At 42.4% G+C, this 15,633-nt stretch carries 13 protein-coding genes; 10 read left to right on the forward strand and 3 right to left on the reverse strand.

Annotated features, from left to right (window positions below; genetic code table 11):
* Positions 1-129: 129 nt before the first annotated feature.
* The 10 genes from PPM_RS07575 to PPM_RS07620 all read left to right on the forward strand — a co-directional run bounded on the left by PPM_RS07575 (position 130) and on the right by PPM_RS07620 (position 10,560).
* Positions 130-1,125: an ABC transporter substrate-binding protein gene (locus PPM_RS07575; RefSeq protein ID WP_013370192.1), complete on the forward strand. Its 996-nt coding sequence runs from the start codon at positions 130-132 to the stop codon at positions 1,123-1,125.
* A complete protein-coding gene (locus PPM_RS07580; RefSeq protein WP_013370193.1) occupies positions 1,122-3,170 on the forward strand; it encodes an iron ABC transporter permease in 2,049 nt (682 codons plus the stop codon). Before PPM_RS07575 ends, PPM_RS07580 begins: the two co-directional genes overlap by 4 nt.
* A 139-nt stretch (positions 3,171-3,309) precedes the next feature.
* Positions 3,310-3,621, forward strand: coding sequence for an ArsR/SmtB family transcription factor (locus PPM_RS07585; protein WP_014599587.1), 312 nt, complete (start codon positions 3,310-3,312; stop codon positions 3,619-3,621).
* Positions 3,622-3,699: 78 nt separating this feature from the next.
* On the forward strand, positions 3,700-4,875 hold the full coding sequence (locus PPM_RS07590; protein WP_013370195.1) for an MFS transporter: 1,176 nt from the start codon (positions 3,700-3,702) through the stop codon (positions 4,873-4,875).
* 234 nt (positions 4,876-5,109) lie between these two features.
* Entirely contained in the window at positions 5,110-5,634 is a 525-nt protein-coding gene (locus tag PPM_RS07595) for a hypothetical protein (protein WP_013370196.1), read from the forward strand.
* An 88-nt stretch (positions 5,635-5,722) separates the two neighbouring features.
* A complete protein-coding gene (locus PPM_RS07600; RefSeq protein WP_013370197.1) occupies positions 5,723-6,076 on the forward strand; it encodes a hypothetical protein in 354 nt (117 codons plus the stop codon).
* Between the two features lie 95 nt (positions 6,077-6,171).
* Positions 6,172-6,627: a GNAT family N-acetyltransferase gene (locus tag PPM_RS07605; protein ID WP_013370198.1), complete on the forward strand. Its 456-nt coding sequence runs from the start codon at positions 6,172-6,174 to the stop codon at positions 6,625-6,627.
* A 223-nt stretch (positions 6,628-6,850) separates the two neighbouring features.
* Positions 6,851-8,182, forward strand: coding sequence for a helix-turn-helix domain-containing protein (locus PPM_RS07610; RefSeq protein WP_043886094.1), 1,332 nt, complete (start codon positions 6,851-6,853; stop codon positions 8,180-8,182).
* A gap of 439 nt (positions 8,183-8,621) precedes the next feature.
* On the forward strand, positions 8,622-9,995 hold the full coding sequence (locus PPM_RS07615; protein WP_013370202.1) for a helix-turn-helix domain-containing protein: 1,374 nt from the start codon (positions 8,622-8,624) through the stop codon (positions 9,993-9,995).
* Between the two features lie 160 nt (positions 9,996-10,155).
* Positions 10,156-10,560 carry a hypothetical protein gene (locus PPM_RS07620; protein ID WP_013370203.1) on the forward strand — a complete coding sequence of 135 codons (405 nt, stop codon included), beginning with the start codon at positions 10,156-10,158 and terminating at the stop codon, positions 10,558-10,560.
* Positions 10,561-10,784: 224 nt separating this feature from the next.
* Here PPM_RS07620 and PPM_RS07625 read toward each other — a convergent pair whose 3' ends face one another.
* The 3 genes from PPM_RS07625 to PPM_RS07640 form a co-directional block, all read right to left on the reverse strand.
* A complete protein-coding gene (locus PPM_RS07625; protein ID WP_043885907.1) occupies positions 10,785-11,069 on the reverse strand; it encodes a hypothetical protein in 285 nt (94 codons plus the stop codon).
* A 235-nt stretch (positions 11,070-11,304) separates the two neighbouring features.
* Positions 11,305-12,570 (reverse strand): copper amine oxidase N-terminal domain-containing protein, encoded by a 1,266-nt coding sequence (locus tag PPM_RS07630; RefSeq protein WP_231860486.1) that lies wholly within the window; start codon positions 12,568-12,570, stop codon positions 11,305-11,307.
* Between the two features lie 648 nt (positions 12,571-13,218).
* Complete coding sequence (locus PPM_RS07640) at positions 13,219-15,495, reverse strand: DEAD/DEAH box helicase (RefSeq protein WP_013370207.1); 2,277 nt, start codon at positions 15,493-15,495, stop codon at positions 13,219-13,221.
* Positions 15,496-15,633 lie beyond the last annotated feature (138 nt).

Raw genomic sequence — 15,633 nt, forward strand, 5'->3', positions numbered from 1 at the left:
CGGAACCTGTGTGCGATTCAATTGAACTTCGATATATCCTTATTGACAAAAATCACTAACCCCTATACTCTTTTACTGATAATGATTATCATTTTCCGATGCATATACATACAGGGGTGATTGAGAAAAATGAAAAAGATGTTGAATGGCCTATTGTTATTTGTAGTTTTCGCGATTGTATTGGCAGGTTGCGGTTCGGCTGGGGATAGCTCAAAGACGGAAGGTGCTGCAGGATCTGAGCAGACATCTACAGCGGCTGGTCCAGTTACGGTTAAGGACGACCATGGAGAAGTCAAGCTGGACAAGCCAGCGGAACGTGTCGTTGTACTCGAATGGACGTTTACCGAAGATCTGATTGCCCTTGGCGTACAGCCGGTCGGTAATGCGGACAATGAAAACTACAAGCTGTGGGTAACACCGGAGGCGAAGCTGGCTGATACCGTAACGGATATCGGCACACGGGGCGAACCCAATCTCGAAGCGATTGCGGCGCTCAAGCCAGATCTTATTATCTCTAACGCCGATAACAATGCAGCGATCTATGCACAGCTTAAGGGAATTGCACCAACGATAGAGTTCGATCCTTACAAGGGGAACGGCTATGATTACGATCGTATGGTCGAGATTTTCAAGCAAGTTGCTGTGGCTACCGGTAAAACGGAACAGGCTGATAAAGTCTTAAGCGAACTTGACCAGCACTATGTAGAAGCAAAGGCTACATTGGAAAAAGCGGGCAAAGCAGACTTTCACTATGCGCTGACACAAGCCTTTACATCTCAAAATGCTGCCAGTCTGCGAATGTTCAAAGAAAATTCGGTTGTAGTGGGAACACTTGCGAAAATCGGTATGGTGAATGACTGGAAGTCGGACCAGACTGAGAAGTACGGATTTAGTACCGTTGGAATCGAAGCTCTTCCAGCTGTACAGGACAGTAATTTTATCTACATTACGCAAAAGACGGACGATATATTTGGCGCCGCGATGAAGAACAACACGGTATGGAACGGACTGAACTTTGTTAAAGAGAAACGGACCTACCCGCTAGACGGCACAACATGGACATTCGGTGGCCCAATCTCATCCAAAGTACTGGTTGATCAAGTAGTCGGAGCTCTGACGAAATGACCCGAACGGACACAACGGGTTTATCGAAGACTTGGCGTATAGGAAGCATCTTTGGGGGCGGTTTGCTCGTCCTCATCGTGCTTTTTTTTGTAAGTTTGTGTTATGGGGAAGCTTCGATCCCGCTGCATACAGTCATCGAGGCGTTGACCCAGCGTCAGGATACGCTTGAGCATAACATGGTGTGGGATCTTCGGATGCCGCGTACGGTTATTGGAATCCTGGCTGGCGGCGCGCTGGCTATTGCCGGTGCTTTGCTTCAGGCCATCACCAAAAATCCACTGGCGGCTTCTGATACCCTAGGGATAAACGCTGGTGCCTACTTTGTGGTCGTACTTGGTGCAGTGATGTTTCCTGGCTTGCTGCACCAGGCGCCATTTCTATTTGCCGCCGCTGGCGGGCTGTTGGCAGCGGTGCTAGCTTATTTTATGGGTGGAGGAAGAGCAGGAACACCGATTCGGTTGGCGCTTGCCGGCCTGATCGTATCCATGGTTCTTGGTTCATTTACCGGAGCGTTGCATATCTTTTATTCATTTGAAACACAGGGGCTGTTTCTCTGGGGTTCGGGCTCACTGGTGCAAAATGATTGGAGTGGGACGACTTACGCTTGGCCTTGGGTTGTAGGACTCTCGGTTATTGCTGTTATGCTGTCAAGGCAGTTTGATGTGCTGGATCTGGATGAGTCCACATCCACATCCCTTGGACAAAAGGTTAGCTTAACCCGGGCGGTGGGAATTGTGCTGGCGGTTCTGCTATCGACCATTACAGTCAGCGTTATTGGTCCCATCGGATTTGTAGGTTTGGTGGCTCCGCATTTGGTTCGCTTAAGCGGGCTGAAAATGCATCGTTGGGTACTGCCCGGTTCCTTCCTATGGGGGGCACTGCTGTTGATAGGCGCAGACGTGCTGGCGAAAATGGTTCACAAATCAAGTATGGATTTGCCAACCGGAGCGGTCATGGCCTTGATCGGGGCACCTTGGTTGATTTGGCTGATTTTGTGGAAGATGAAGCTGCCTTCCGGTATCGGTGGACAGTCTTCAATGAACATAGGTGTGCGCTCTCGGAAATTACCGTTTGGCAGACTGGTTACAATATTTGCTTGCTGTGCCGTGATATTAACGGTATTCAGTCTAATGTTTGGAGGCATGCGCATTCCGGTGGGGGATCTGCTGTCTGGCCTGTTTGGCGGGGAGAACGCGAATTCGGCTTTACTACAATTTAGAATACCACGCACATTGGTGGCGGCCGGGGCTGGTATCGCGCTTGCGGTCAGCGGCGTCTTGATCCAACTAGCGGTTCGTAATCCTTTGGCGGATGCCTCAATTATCGGGGTTTCTTCGGGGGCTGGTATCGGCGCGCTTGCAGTGATTATTGTGTGGCCTGGGCTGCCTATCTATATGTTGCCCATCGCGGCAATTGCCGGAGCGACGGTGTCGGCAGCGGTAATCTTCTTTTTATCGTGGAACAAGCAACTCAATCCGTCTGTGGTCATCCTGCTTGGTATTGCCGTATCTGCCATCGGATCAGCCGGTATTCAGGTGTTGATCATCCAAGGTTCACTTTGGGGTAGCACAGGCTATATCTGGCTGACTGGTAGTACCTACGCTCGAAACTGGGGGCAGGTGGCGACCATTCTGGCCTTTCTGCTCGTGTTGTTGCCAGTAGCGTGGTGGCTGGCTCGTCGTTTCGATCTTTTGGTATTTGACGATGGCAGTGCCATGGGTCTGGGACTTCCGGTGCGTCGTACCCGGCTGCTGGCGATGGTAGTGGGTGTGCTGCTGGCAGGTGGAGCAGTAGCCTGTGTGGGTACAATTGGCTTCATCGGGCTAATTGCTCCGCATATTGTGCGTACGTTAATCGGGCACCATGTACGCCGTTCCATTGTTCTGTCGAGCATCTTGGGAGCGGTCATGCTGGTGCTGGCGGATACGATTGGACGGACCGTGCTTGCACCGACCGAAATTCCTTCTGGATTGCTGATTGCATTGATCGGTGCACCGTATTTTCTGTACTTGATGTACCGCTCGAATAAGAGTAAATCTGTGTAGTTGAGATGACACCAACAGGCTGTTTCCAAGCGGATTCTCCGTGAGGAAGCAGCCTTTATTATATTTTATTATGTAATCATCTGAGTAATCTTCTGAATTAAATATTTACAAATCTAATAAAGTAGATATAATGTGATGTATGGAACCGTCATTGATTTATAAAGCTTTGTCCAACGAGACTCGTCGTCTAATTATGCAGTGGTTAAAAAAACCGGAAGATTATTTTGATGAACAGGCTTATTTAAAGCAAGGGCTTAATTTTCAAATTGGTGTATGCGTGGGAGATATTCAGGCCAAATCGGGACTGGCACAGTCTGTAATTTCAAGTTATTTATTAACGATGCAAAAATCCGGTTTGTTAGAGTCTGAGCGAGTAGGAAAGTGGACGTACTATCGTCGGAATGAAAAAACAATACAGGAATTTGCCGAGTACATCCAAAAAGAACTATAAACAGAAAGGAGTTTTTTTTCACATAACATATCTACAAATCTATATATGTATATAATTAATTGGAGGCTTATACTTAATATGAAAAAGGTTAACCCGTTACTTATTATCATTCTAGCTTTGGGCGTGTTCGGCATTATTACAACGGAAATGGGGATTATAGGTGTTCTTCCCCAAGTCACTCAAAAATTCAATGTATCAGCTTCCCAGGCTGGTTGGCTCGTCAGTATATTTTCTTTAGTTGTTGCTATCTCAGGTCCGTTTTTGACCTTACTCGTTTCTGGCATGAATCGTAAAGTTATTCTATTAATAGCTGTATTCAGTTTTGTTATTTCAAATATTGTCTATGTCTATACTACTCATTTTGAGGTCATGCTCATTTTTCGTGTTCTCCCTGCTATATTTCACCCTGTCTTTTTTTCAGTTGCCCTCGTGACCGCATCTCATCTTGTCCCCCCTGAAAAGAGCAGTAAAGCCGTCACCAAGGTTTTCGCCGGGATTACAGTAGGATTTGCTTTTGGTGTGCCCTTGACTTCTTATCTTGCTGAGAAGATAGCGTTAGAAGCTGCTTTCTGGTTTGGAGCTGTCGTAAGCATGATTGCATTTGTAGGAATCCTCATATGGCTTCCTTCTCTACCTGTCCAGCAAAAGATGTCTTATGGCAAACAGCTTGGTATATTACGCAAGCCTCAATTATGGTTCAATATTGTGTCTGTTATTTTTATCTTTGCGGCTATGTTTTCAGTGTATAGCTATTTTGCTGAATATCTTGGAGAAATAACTCTTATGAACGGATCATGGATCAGCATGATGCTGATGGTCTTTGGAATCGTTATGATTTTTGGGAACTTTTTATTTGGAGGGTTATTACATAAAAATCTGATCAAGACCGTCATCATGTTCCCGTTGCTATATATGGTCGTTTACGTATTCACTTATGCTCTGGGTACATCTTTCCTAGCGATGATTGTAGTTGTGCTCATTTGGGGAACCGTGCATTCTGGAGGGCTTATTATTAGCCAAACATGGTTAACCACTGAAGCGAATGAAGCTCCGGAGTTCGGTAACAGCCTGTTTGTCTCATTTTCTAATCTGGGTATTACGATAGGATCTGCTATAGGCGGATGGTTTATCTCTCATCTGGGAATACACCAGCTCATCTGGAGCGGAATGATGTTTGCGCTGCTGGCATTCTTATCTATGATTATAAAAATAAAATTGTTCAATTCGAATGCAGCGGAAGTGAACGTGCGTTAAAATATGGAGAGACATTAGAAGATACTTTACAAGATGACCATAAAATGATGCATGGGGTGATGTTGATTGCATTTCGTGTGGACTTCGATCTTAATGACCTTTGTAATCGTCAGTGGGATCTTGGCGTTGCTCATCTGGGGAGTGATATCCTTGATTAAGCGCTTTCGTTAATCGTAATGAAGGAGTAGACATCTCTAAGTGTTAGAATTTATATTATCTATGGGGAGGAATCTGATGGATATTCGAATGTATCACGATCTGGAAGCTCAATTGGAAGAAACGATTTGGGCTCTTGGAGAAGAAGCAGCTCTTACACTCCCGTTAGATAGCAGCTTGGCCGAGGAAAAGGCACAGAAGGCTTGGGACCTCATCCCCGAACCTAAGCATACATGGGGCATTACAAGTGTAACTTTGCATCAGTATGTTCAAATTCTCAATTATAACAGCCATATGCAGCGATCAGTAGAGCTTTTAAATGAGGAAATTATAGATTTGGAAAGTGCGGGGTATCGGATTATACATGCAGGGCCTTACATTCAAATGGCGGAAACGCTTCTTCTGCAGAGCAAGCCTGTATTAGCTCATGAATATCTCAAGAAAGCATACTCGATTGGGAATGCAAGGGCATTTCGGGATCAACCCAAGCTTTATCTCGAAATGGCAAAAAGTAAAGTTCTGGATGAACAGGCTATATTACTTCGTTTTAAGGCGTTGGATGTAAATGCCAAACTTTTGAGCGAATTAAAAGATAGTCAATAACCAATATAATGATCCAATACACCCCTAAATCGATATGCTAATTTGGATATGTACAGGTTATCTTTTATCTATGAGGGAGGACGATCGTATGAAATTAAAAGCAGTGCTCTTGGACACACGCAGCTTCGAAGCGATGAAAGCTTTTTACGGCTCTCTCCTGGATTTGCAGGTTGTAGAGGAGGGCCCTTCGCGGTTGTCGTTTCAAGTAGGGGAATCGGTGCTTGTTTTTCAGGAATCCTCCCACATGGAAAATGAATTTTATCATAAGAAATTCGCACCGCTAGGGGATGTGGAAGGTTCCTTTATTGTCACAGACAAGCAACGCCCCTGGTTTCCTGATGATAGGCTTCCGGCCGTGTTCGGCATCAGTGTCTTGTTTGAAGGTACATGTTCTGCCCGTCTTTCGCTTCACAAGGGGTTGTATGAATTGAGATCAATCTAAGTTAAGGCTTTATCTCATCGCCACCACTCCCGGATTTCTGAATAAATCAAGAAGTGGGAAAATTCGGGGATAACAATACATACAGGAGAGAATAGATGAATATTAGATTGCTTAAACCAAATGAAAATTGTCCGTTAGAGCTCTTGCTACTAGCTGATCCTTCGCGCCAACTTGTTGAGGAATATTTGAAAAGAGGGCAGTGTTATGTAGCAGAAATTGAGCATCAAATTGTGGGAGTCTATGTTCTTTTACCTACAAGACCCGAAACAATTGAGGTGGTGAATATTGCAGTAGCGGAAGTCATGCATGGTAAAGGGATTGGGAGACAATTAGTAACCCATGCCATTGAAACAGCCCGGTCACAAGGCTATAAAACGTTAGAAATTGGTACAGGAAACTCTAGCATTGGACAGTTAGCTCTCTACCAAAAATGTGGTTTCAGAATTGTGGGTGTGGATCTAGATTTCTTTGTCAGACATAACTATCTAGAAGAAATTTATGAGAATGGCATACAGTGTAGAGATATGATTCGTATGTCTCAGGATTTATAGAGCTTAATTTTCTTTGCAAACCCTTCAAAGGTATCTTAAGTAAGGTTCTGAAAGGTATATGATATTGTGCCAAAAGATGGTACAATAAATTGCGGAAAGGCTATACAATCATTGGATTGCAATAGTCCTTTTTTAATGAGTTGATATCCTAATAAGTTCCTGATAAGGGGTGGTTACTTTGTACAACACAACAACCACGATACTCACAGAGATAGCAAAACATATGAGAGATCATGATTTAATCCTAAGTGATTTAGCTCGAGCAGCCGAAATGAATCCGGGCACCATGAGCAGTATTATTAATGGGAACCGCACACTTTCAGTGGATCAGTTAGATCGAATTACACAAGCAATGGGCTACCCCGTTGGTTACTACTATGAACGCTATGTGTCTGAGTATTTAGCGGAGGCTAATCCGAATTGGCGTCGAATGAGTCCTTTCATACATAATTGTGCGAGACTCCATAAATTGGACTGCATTCATGATGTGGTTAATTTATTGATGGATAAACTAGGCTATTCAGAATCTTTATTTGAGCTTGCCGAAGAACTTTTTAGAGAAGGGCTTTACGAAGCGGCAACTATTCTATATGAGAATGTGGCTCTAAGTGAGAAAAAGCAATATTCAGAACGTCTGGCTATGTGTCAATACCGTTTGTTCCATACAAGGCAAGGAGATAATCAAGAGAAAAACTATGATGCCGTGGTCCAATTTGAGACTTACGTGGAACGTTTGGATGAAGCTGATCAGTTAGATGCATTAAGAGATTTAGTAAATACTTGTCGTTCATTGCGAAAGTGGGATAAGGCAAATAACTTTGCTACGGCTTTGGGCAATAAAGCTGAAATACAATATAAAATTGACCAGCAGCAAACAAAGAGCGAACAAACAAAGAAGCCTTTTTATCCTCCATTTGTTTATTGGGCATTTTCGCATTTAATTCGTGCTGAAATTTGTGATGCTAATAAAGATTATGAGACAGCGCTTCAGCATATTCAAAAGTATGCCGATTTAAGCTGGGTAGAAGAAAAAGATGATACAACTTTAAAATGGAAAAATCAATTTAAAGAATGGGCCGACGCTAATACTTATGTGAATAGGCTTATGTCTGGCGATGTAAGCGTACTCTCTGATTATGTTGCTTATTTTTCTTCGAAGGAAGATGAAATACTTCCCGCAATAGATAACATAATCGAGGCGGCTAATCGATACAATATAAATGTAGATCATATACTTGCATTGTTTGAAGTAGAAATTCAATCTTTTTTGAATGAAAAAAATCGGGTAGGAGTATATACTCAACAAATTATTCTAGAACGTTTTACTCATTTCTCCAATGAATTAGCAAAATACTATTTAAATAAAGGGATTTATTCAGAAGGTTTTCGTTTTTTGTTGAGTTGTTTGGAAAAATCTACAGTTATTAATAATAAATCATATATAATCAAATGTGTAAGACTCTATGAGTCTTATCAGGAATATGCATCATCTGAAACAAAGGCAGTGTATAGAAAGTTGATTAAAGAGGTGGAGGAAGATGAAGATGAAGCGTAAAATTATTCTAACCTTATGGGTGACTAGTTTTCTAGTATTGACGATAATGGTTCCTCCTTTCCAATATCAAGATGATGGGTTTAATTACGAACCGACAGGACACCACGGAGGAATCTAAGAATAAAAAGTCTCCAGTATAAGGCACAGTAGAACCTAAAAAAATTACTATTATTAAGTGGTTAGACGGAATGATCCGTCTAACCTTTTTATTATCTGTTTTGCTGTATATAAGCAATATGAGGAAATCTTCTTTTGAGAAATATATGTAAAAAGTGCAAAAATGTAATGTGTGTTGTTGTACACAACTAAAGGGTGTATGGCTTTATTCTAAAAGACGATACAACTATGGGTGATAAAGTGATTTTTACTAACCATTTCTCTATTACATCGTTTAATTTTATATTATATATCGAGTCTACGTTGAAAGGGTGGTTTATCTATGGAGATCACACCTACGATTAGAGCAGAAGTACAAACCTATCTGATACGGAAAAGCTTAACCATGACCGAGTTTGGTCACATGATTGATTTGAATGTAGGAACAGTTAGTGGCATTGTGACGGGCAACCGATCAATTTCAGTTCACCAGCTAGATCGCATCACTATGGGAATGAATTTACCACCAGATTATTTTTATGAACGTTATATTGATGAATGTATTGAAGAAGAACCGCTCAACTGGCGAAGAATCAGTCCTTTTTTGTACCGCTGCGTGGAGCTAGGACGACTTGATTGCTTGCGAAGAGTTGTAGGTATGTTGCTAGATAATCCTGTTTATCTTCCTTCACTTTTTGAAGTAGCCGAGGATTCTTATAAAAAAGGTTATACTGAAGCAGCGGCGTTCCTTTATGAAAATGTGGCAGAAGGGGAAAAGTATCAGTATTCAGAACGATTAGCCGTTTGCCAGTATCGATTGTTTACGATTCGTATTGGAGACGATCAAGAGAAAAACTATGATGCAGCCATTCAATTTGAGCCTTACGTTGAACGGTTAGATGAGATAGATCAGTTAGAGGCATTAAAAGACTTGGCGAATACATACCGCTCGTTACGAAAATGGGACAAATTAGAATTATTCGCTAAAGCACTTGGAGACAAGGCTAAGATTCAATACAATTTGGAACAAAAACGGCATCATATGAATAAAGACAATTCGAAGAAACCCAAATTTCCTTTGTTTGCGTATTGGGCATTCTCGCATTTGCTTCGGGCAGAAGCTTGTGAAGGAAGGAAAGACTATGAGCAAGCACTTCAGCATACTTATGCTTACGCCGATTTGAGTTGGGTGAATGCTACAGATGAAACTGCTTTGAAGTGGAAGAGGCAATATGAAGACTGGGCAGTAGTAAATACGTATGCAAATAAGCTTCTTTCTGGTGATAAGGGCGTTCTTCTTAATTATGTAAATTATATTTCTTCAAGAAAAGAGGAAGTTCTTCCCGCGCTTGATAATATGCTTGAAGCGGCAAATCGATATCATTTTGATGTAGATGATATTTTAATACAATTTGAAGGAGAAATTATCTCCTTTCTGGAGCGGGAAAAAGTGGAAGGGTTGTATACTCAACGCTTCATAACGGAGCGATATACTGATTTCTCGAGGGAATTAGCAATCTATCTTTTGCGTAAAGGGAAGTTTTCAGACGGTTTTACATTTTTGCTCAGCTGTTTGGAAAGGTCCGCTGAAGTTAATAACAAAATACAAGCAATTAGATGTATGAGGTTGTTTACACATTTTAAAGAACATGCATCTTTTCATACAAGGACAGTCTATGGAAATTTAATTAAAGTGGTTAATGAAGATGAAGAGTAAGTTGATTCCACCATTCCAGTTTATGTTAGTAGCAGTGGAAGCACCTCCTATTGCGCATTGAGAGAATGGCTCGAATTACAGACCAACGGGTCACCACGTGGCAGTCTGAGAATAAAATGCTCTCAAGTTCAAAATCACAGCCATTAGAAGGAGTAAGAGTATGAAGACAGATAAAATAAATGATACCTACTATGCTGGATTTGAAGGAGAACCAGAAATAAGAGTGATTTATATAAATTCAGATGAAAGCTATGCATTGAAGATATGGAATGGATACTTTGAAACATTATTGGGCTGCTTGATTCAAATAGAGTCTGTACAAAGTAATATACTAAGTGAGTATGATGCTCACGAAGGCTGGTATGAGGAAAGTCGTTGGGAAGTGAAAAATATTAGAGAGACTCTACATTTGTTTGATTCATTTGATATTAAAAATTTGACCGAGGAAGAAGCGAAAAGTTTAACTAATATATTACCTGTACTTCCTTGCCTTAAGGACAATATAATTATATTGTTACAGAAAGCCATCAATAGAAACGGCAATGTGTTCATTGAGTATGATTAATATTTTATAAGCTTGCGCCTTTGACATAAAATGAGGACAGGCTTTTTTAAAATAGTTAGTCAATCAAATAAAGGGTACGAGTTTCTGAATACAGCAAACAACAATATCATCCATGATAAAATGGCTGTGCCTCGATAGGCTAATATAACTTGAGTAGGAGCAAGCTTAAAGTAGTTCTACCTGTGACGCAATATTTGCTTTGAACCGTCAATAAAGAAAAGGAGCTATTGCGATTGGTCGGCTCCTTTTGCTTTAGGATTATTCTGGGGGATATACTTATTTCCTTTTATACATAAAAAAACGATAGTATAGACCACTCCAGCAATGAGGCTTAGTAGAAACGAGATGGATAAAGTTCTGAAAATAAAAGTAGAAGTGGGTACTGTATAAAACTTAAATATACCGTTGACTGAAGAACTCATAGTTGGCCCTTTGATAAAGGAATAATATATTCCTACAAAAAAACCATAAGACAAATACTTAATTAGATTTTTTTCAAATTTACTCATTTACTAGCCTCCAATAAGGTTTATGGAAAAGGATAATTTTTGTACTATGAAACCATTCAAATTAGTATAGGGAAAGCCTGGTGATTAAAAGAAATCCTTGTTAAGCTAACGAGAAACGTTAGGTCAATGACAACAGGGGCGGACACAAGATTTTATTTATCAAGTCTTGTGTCCGCCGCTGCTCCTTTATTATACTGGTCCATATTTAGCTGGTGTTAGATCTGGAAGAGAAGAATTATGGTTTTTTCTTGGTTTTAGGCAATACTTCGACTGCTATCTCAGCCCATTTGACAGAGCCGTACGGTGAACTACCTCCCACGAATACATCTGGGCTTAGAATATTGACCAAATAAGTACCAGGTTTTTGAATAACGACAGAACCGCTAAAGGATTTATCCTGTTTGAGGGGAATAACGGTCTTTTTTTCAACTTCAACAAAATCACCGTTTTGAAATGCTGCCACTCCAAAAGAAACTTCATTGCTTTGGATATACGTGTCCATCACGACTCCAGCAATTGCTATTGAATCTCCAGCCTTTACACGGAGATATCCCTGGCTCGGTTTGGTAAAGCGGATGTCTTGCTCGTTACCGGCATGATTGTATCTGATAGGAACGGATGATGGGTTTAATACTTTGCGATGGACCATTATCTTAACAGATCCTTTATCATTAGTGTGAATTTCTAATGGATTTGGACCGGGACGAAGTTCTACTGAGTATTCAATCCGCTGAAATGTTTGTCCATTCATTATAATCGGCTTTCCAATGTTTTTTTCTTTTCCCTTAAACGTGCTAATGCTACCTCCGATAGAGCTTGTCATGCCACCGTCTCCTGTATTCACCATAAGATAAGCATGCCCGAACTCTTTTTGCACTAATGCGCTAAAAGTGATATTTTCCTTATCCGTTGTGTACGTTGGGTGAAGCGCTTTGATTATTTTATCGTTCCAGGTCCAGTGCATGATACCATTATTCCATGTATAAATTATTCCCATCTTAGACAGGAATGACACTGGAATATACAATTGGCCGTTTTTCATAAACGTTTTAGGAATTGACTCATCTAGTGCTGTCATTTTTCCGTCGAAGTAACTGTAAATCTTTGATTGGTTAGGCATCAATCGTAATGAGGAAAATGGTACCGAGTTCCCAGTGTTAAACTCCGCCCACGTACTGCCTGTCTTTGCATCCCACTTGATGGTTGCCAAATGAGCTGTTTCCAGCCATTTGAACGGGAAATATAAGTGATTATTTCTTTTCAGCAGGGGAGCGGTCTTTATGGAGACGAAATCCAGCGATAAAGAAGATTTGTTCAATTCGGCAGTCAGTTGGTGCGGAACCAGATAGAACACAGCCGCATCCTCTACTACAACGGGAAGATTGGAAGTTGAATTCTCCGCATAACTCAGAGCCGTTGGAAGCAGGCCAGAAATTAGAAGGCAGGAAGATACAAGTAGAGAAACAAAAATTCGTCTCATTGAATAAACACCTGATTTCATTTTTTTATCATATATACCAGAAAAACGAAAAAAAGTTGCACAGATATAAGTATTTTATTCTGACCATTAGCCTTTTTAAATAACTTAGTTCTTTCATTCAACTACTTTCTTATTTTGTTTTATGACAAGCTTTATGATACTTCGACACGACTTTTACTATAAGATAAAAAAGACTAATTTACTTTGGAGGTGTCTGTTTGGAGTTATTTCTATTTATACTTAATATTTTAGTTATCCTCCTTTCTATTGCTGGCGGAGTGCTTTTAATTGGATTAGTGTACAGAGGATATGTACTACTAGGTTTACTTATTGCTGAGAAAAAGAGAAGAATAACGGATCAATCTCAAAATCAGGCTTGACTATTAGCCCAACATCCGATGGCGGTTACATTCAATGAGAATGTCTGCTTTATAGCGGCTACGCTTGTTGCCATTGGCATATCAATCCCTCCTCAAAATGAGTGCAAAAAAGCCGCCATAGCTTTGGCGGCCGTGATTGGTATGTTTATACCGATTATAAAGTTGAGAAATCCAAGCGGACGTCCAAAGTCAACACGGAGTCAATGCTTCGCTTCAACTTTTTCAGCGCAGGATGAATCGAGCGTTTGCTCTTATTCGTCCCGATCATTCTCGAAAAAGCTACGCTGCATCAAAATTTTGACAGTTTGAATATCGGCCTCAAAATCTTGCGAATCCCAAAAGCAAATACAGTCATTGCGGTCCATGAGCTGCGCATATTCTGGATGTATTGATCGTTGATTATATAAGTCCGAGTGGAAGAAGGGCTCTTCAGACCGAACGCTTCCCACTTCGCCGGATCATTCGAACTTCCGAGCCTTACAAGCATATTCGCTGACTCACTATTTATTTTAGCTGGAATTTGCTCGTATGCTTGGATGATTTGCTCATGAAATTCGTCGATCGGATTGCGGCTAGCAAGGCTCTCCAAGTGGATGCCTTCGCGAAGGTAAGAAACGTATGCCAGATGGTCAGCCCAGAACTTGTCAATATAATAAAGCCGTACGCGCTGCTCCGAAGGGCTCATCGGCGTCTCTCCTTTCAAAATTGCGAGCCGCTCCTCGTATAGAATACGTCGCTGTTCCTCCACCATATCCGAATAACGGTTTAGTTCCTGGTGGATATCGAAGTTCTGGCCCATAATAACGCGCTGAATATGCGCGATTTTGCTGCGTAGCACCGGGTCTTCGAGAGTCTCATCCTGCCTGTGGGCACGAATCGCTTTATCGATGCCGAACCGAAGTAACAACTCGTCCTCCAAGCTTACGAAAAATACGGAAGCTCCAGGGTCGCCTTGGCGTCCAGAACGCCCGCGCAGTTGGTCGTCGATCCGCACACTTTCGTTTACATGTGTACCAATCACGTATAACCCTCCCAGCTTGGCGACAACTTCTGCTTGCGTAGGGTTACCACCGCCGAGCCGAATGTCGACGCCGCGTCCCGCCATATTCGTAGACACCGTCACGGCGCCGATTTCTCCCGCTCTTGCAATGACCTCGGCTTCTTCTACGTCGTTTTTCGCATTCAGAACATGGCAGGGTACGCCGGCAACCGCTAGCGCCTCTGCCAGCATGTCCGACTCCTCCACGCTTGACGTACCAATGAGAATCGGCCGTCCCATCGCATGGACGGACGAGATTTCTTGGACAAGCGCCTTAAGCTTGGCTTCCTTATGGGTATAAATTCGATGCGGTTGGTCGATCCGTATGTTTGGCCGGTTCGGTGGAATTTGCACGACCTGCAGCGCATAAATCTCTTTGAATTCCATTGCGGAAGCGTACGCGGTAGCCGTCATTCCGCAAATTTTTGGATACAGGCTAATGAAGTGTTGAAGGGTGATCGTTCCGAGAATTTTCCCGCCGGCTTTCGAGTGCAGCCCTTCTTTGGCTGCAAGCGCGGCTTGCAGTCCTTCTGGCAAATGCCTGTTCTCCGCCACGCGGCCGGTATATTCGTCGATCAGCTCGATTTTACCGTCCCGGACGATGTAATCGACGTCTTTTTTCAATAACGTTTCCGCATACAACGCGCAATTTAACGACGACAACAAATGACTATTATGGCTTTCGTACAAATTACCGCATCCCAGCAGCGACTCCGCTTTCGCAGCGCCCGCCTCATTCAAATAAACGTTCCGCTTGAACTCGTCGAAGTCGTAATACTTATCTTGCTCAAGCTGTCTAGTCACATCTGCGAAACGAATTACGTCGTTGCCGGAAGAATCCGGCTCGCCAGCGATGACTAGCGGCACCCGAGCTTCGTCGAGAAGCAGTGAATCCGCTTCGTCGACGATAACGTAGTGGAAAGGACGATGCACGGTATCGGCTTCGCTTAGTGTAATCGTGTCGCGCAAATAATCGAATCCCGCTTCTTTGGCCGTAACATAGGTTATATCCGTGGCGTACGCTTCTCGTTTCTCGGACAAGCTCATGCCCGCTTGAACCGATTTTACCGTTAATCCGAGGAAACGATAGATCGGACCCATCCACTCCGCATCCCGATTTGCCAAATAATCGTTAAAAGTGAGCACATGAACGCCTTCGCCGGTCAGCGCATTTAGATAAGCAGGCATAACAGCAGAGAGCGTTTTTCCTTCGCCGGTATGCTGCTCGATCACAAACCTATCGTGCAGAGCGATGGCAGCCATGATCTGGACATCATAAGGCTGTAATCCGAGCTTTCTCTTCGCTGCCTCGCAGACTAACGCATAAGCATCGACAAGCAGCTCATCCAAAGGCGTACCCAATTTTGCTTCCTTTTTCAGCCGGAGAGATTCCGCTTTCAGCCGCTGATCGTCCCATGCTTCCAAATTCCGTTTCCTAATGAGCTCCGCTTTGTCCCGATAGCCTTTCAGCTTATTCTGGGTATCGCGGTCTTTGAATTTTTGCATCAACTTGACGGCTAAATTCATTGGAATTTGATCCCTCCTCGGTAGAAACACGCAATTCTAATAGTGGCTAAAGTATAATCAAACTCTGTAACAATAGCAAAGTTTGGAATAAAAAACTTCCTTGCTTTATTCTTATTATTAGGCAACGATGTATGATTC

Origin of the sequence: Paenibacillus polymyxa M1, from assembly GCF_000237325.1 — a bacterium.
In the GTDB taxonomy this organism is placed as follows: domain Bacteria; phylum Bacillota; class Bacilli; order Paenibacillales; family Paenibacillaceae; genus Paenibacillus; species Paenibacillus polymyxa_C.

Coding starts and splice junctions, on each gene's coding strand:
- PPM_RS07575 (WP_013370192.1), top strand. CDS start 130: ATGAAAAAGATGTTGAATGGCCTATTGTTATTTGTAGTTTTCGCGATT.
- PPM_RS07580 (WP_013370193.1), top strand. CDS start 1,122: ATGACCCGAACGGACACAACGGGTTTATCGAAGACTTGGCGTATAGGA.
- PPM_RS07585 (WP_014599587.1), top strand. CDS start 3,310: ATGGAACCGTCATTGATTTATAAAGCTTTGTCCAACGAGACTCGTCGT.
- PPM_RS07590 (WP_013370195.1), top strand. CDS start 3,700: ATGAAAAAGGTTAACCCGTTACTTATTATCATTCTAGCTTTGGGCGTG.
- PPM_RS07595 (WP_013370196.1), top strand. CDS start 5,110: ATGGATATTCGAATGTATCACGATCTGGAAGCTCAATTGGAAGAAACG.
- PPM_RS07600 (WP_013370197.1), top strand. CDS start 5,723: ATGAAATTAAAAGCAGTGCTCTTGGACACACGCAGCTTCGAAGCGATG.
- PPM_RS07605 (WP_013370198.1), top strand. CDS start 6,172: ATGAATATTAGATTGCTTAAACCAAATGAAAATTGTCCGTTAGAGCTC.
- PPM_RS07610 (WP_043886094.1), top strand. CDS start 6,851: ATGAGAGATCATGATTTAATCCTAAGTGATTTAGCTCGAGCAGCCGAA.
- PPM_RS07615 (WP_013370202.1), top strand. CDS start 8,622: ATGGAGATCACACCTACGATTAGAGCAGAAGTACAAACCTATCTGATA.
- PPM_RS07620 (WP_013370203.1), top strand. CDS start 10,156: ATGAAGACAGATAAAATAAATGATACCTACTATGCTGGATTTGAAGGA.
- PPM_RS07625 (WP_043885907.1), bottom strand. CDS start 11,069: ATGAGTAAATTTGAAAAAAATCTAATTAAGTATTTGTCTTATGGTTTT.
- PPM_RS07630 (WP_231860486.1), bottom strand. CDS start 12,570: ATGAAATCAGGTGTTTATTCAATGAGACGAATTTTTGTTTCTCTACTT.
- PPM_RS07640 (WP_013370207.1), bottom strand. CDS start 15,495: ATGAATTTAGCCGTCAAGTTGATGCAAAAATTCAAAGACCGCGATACC.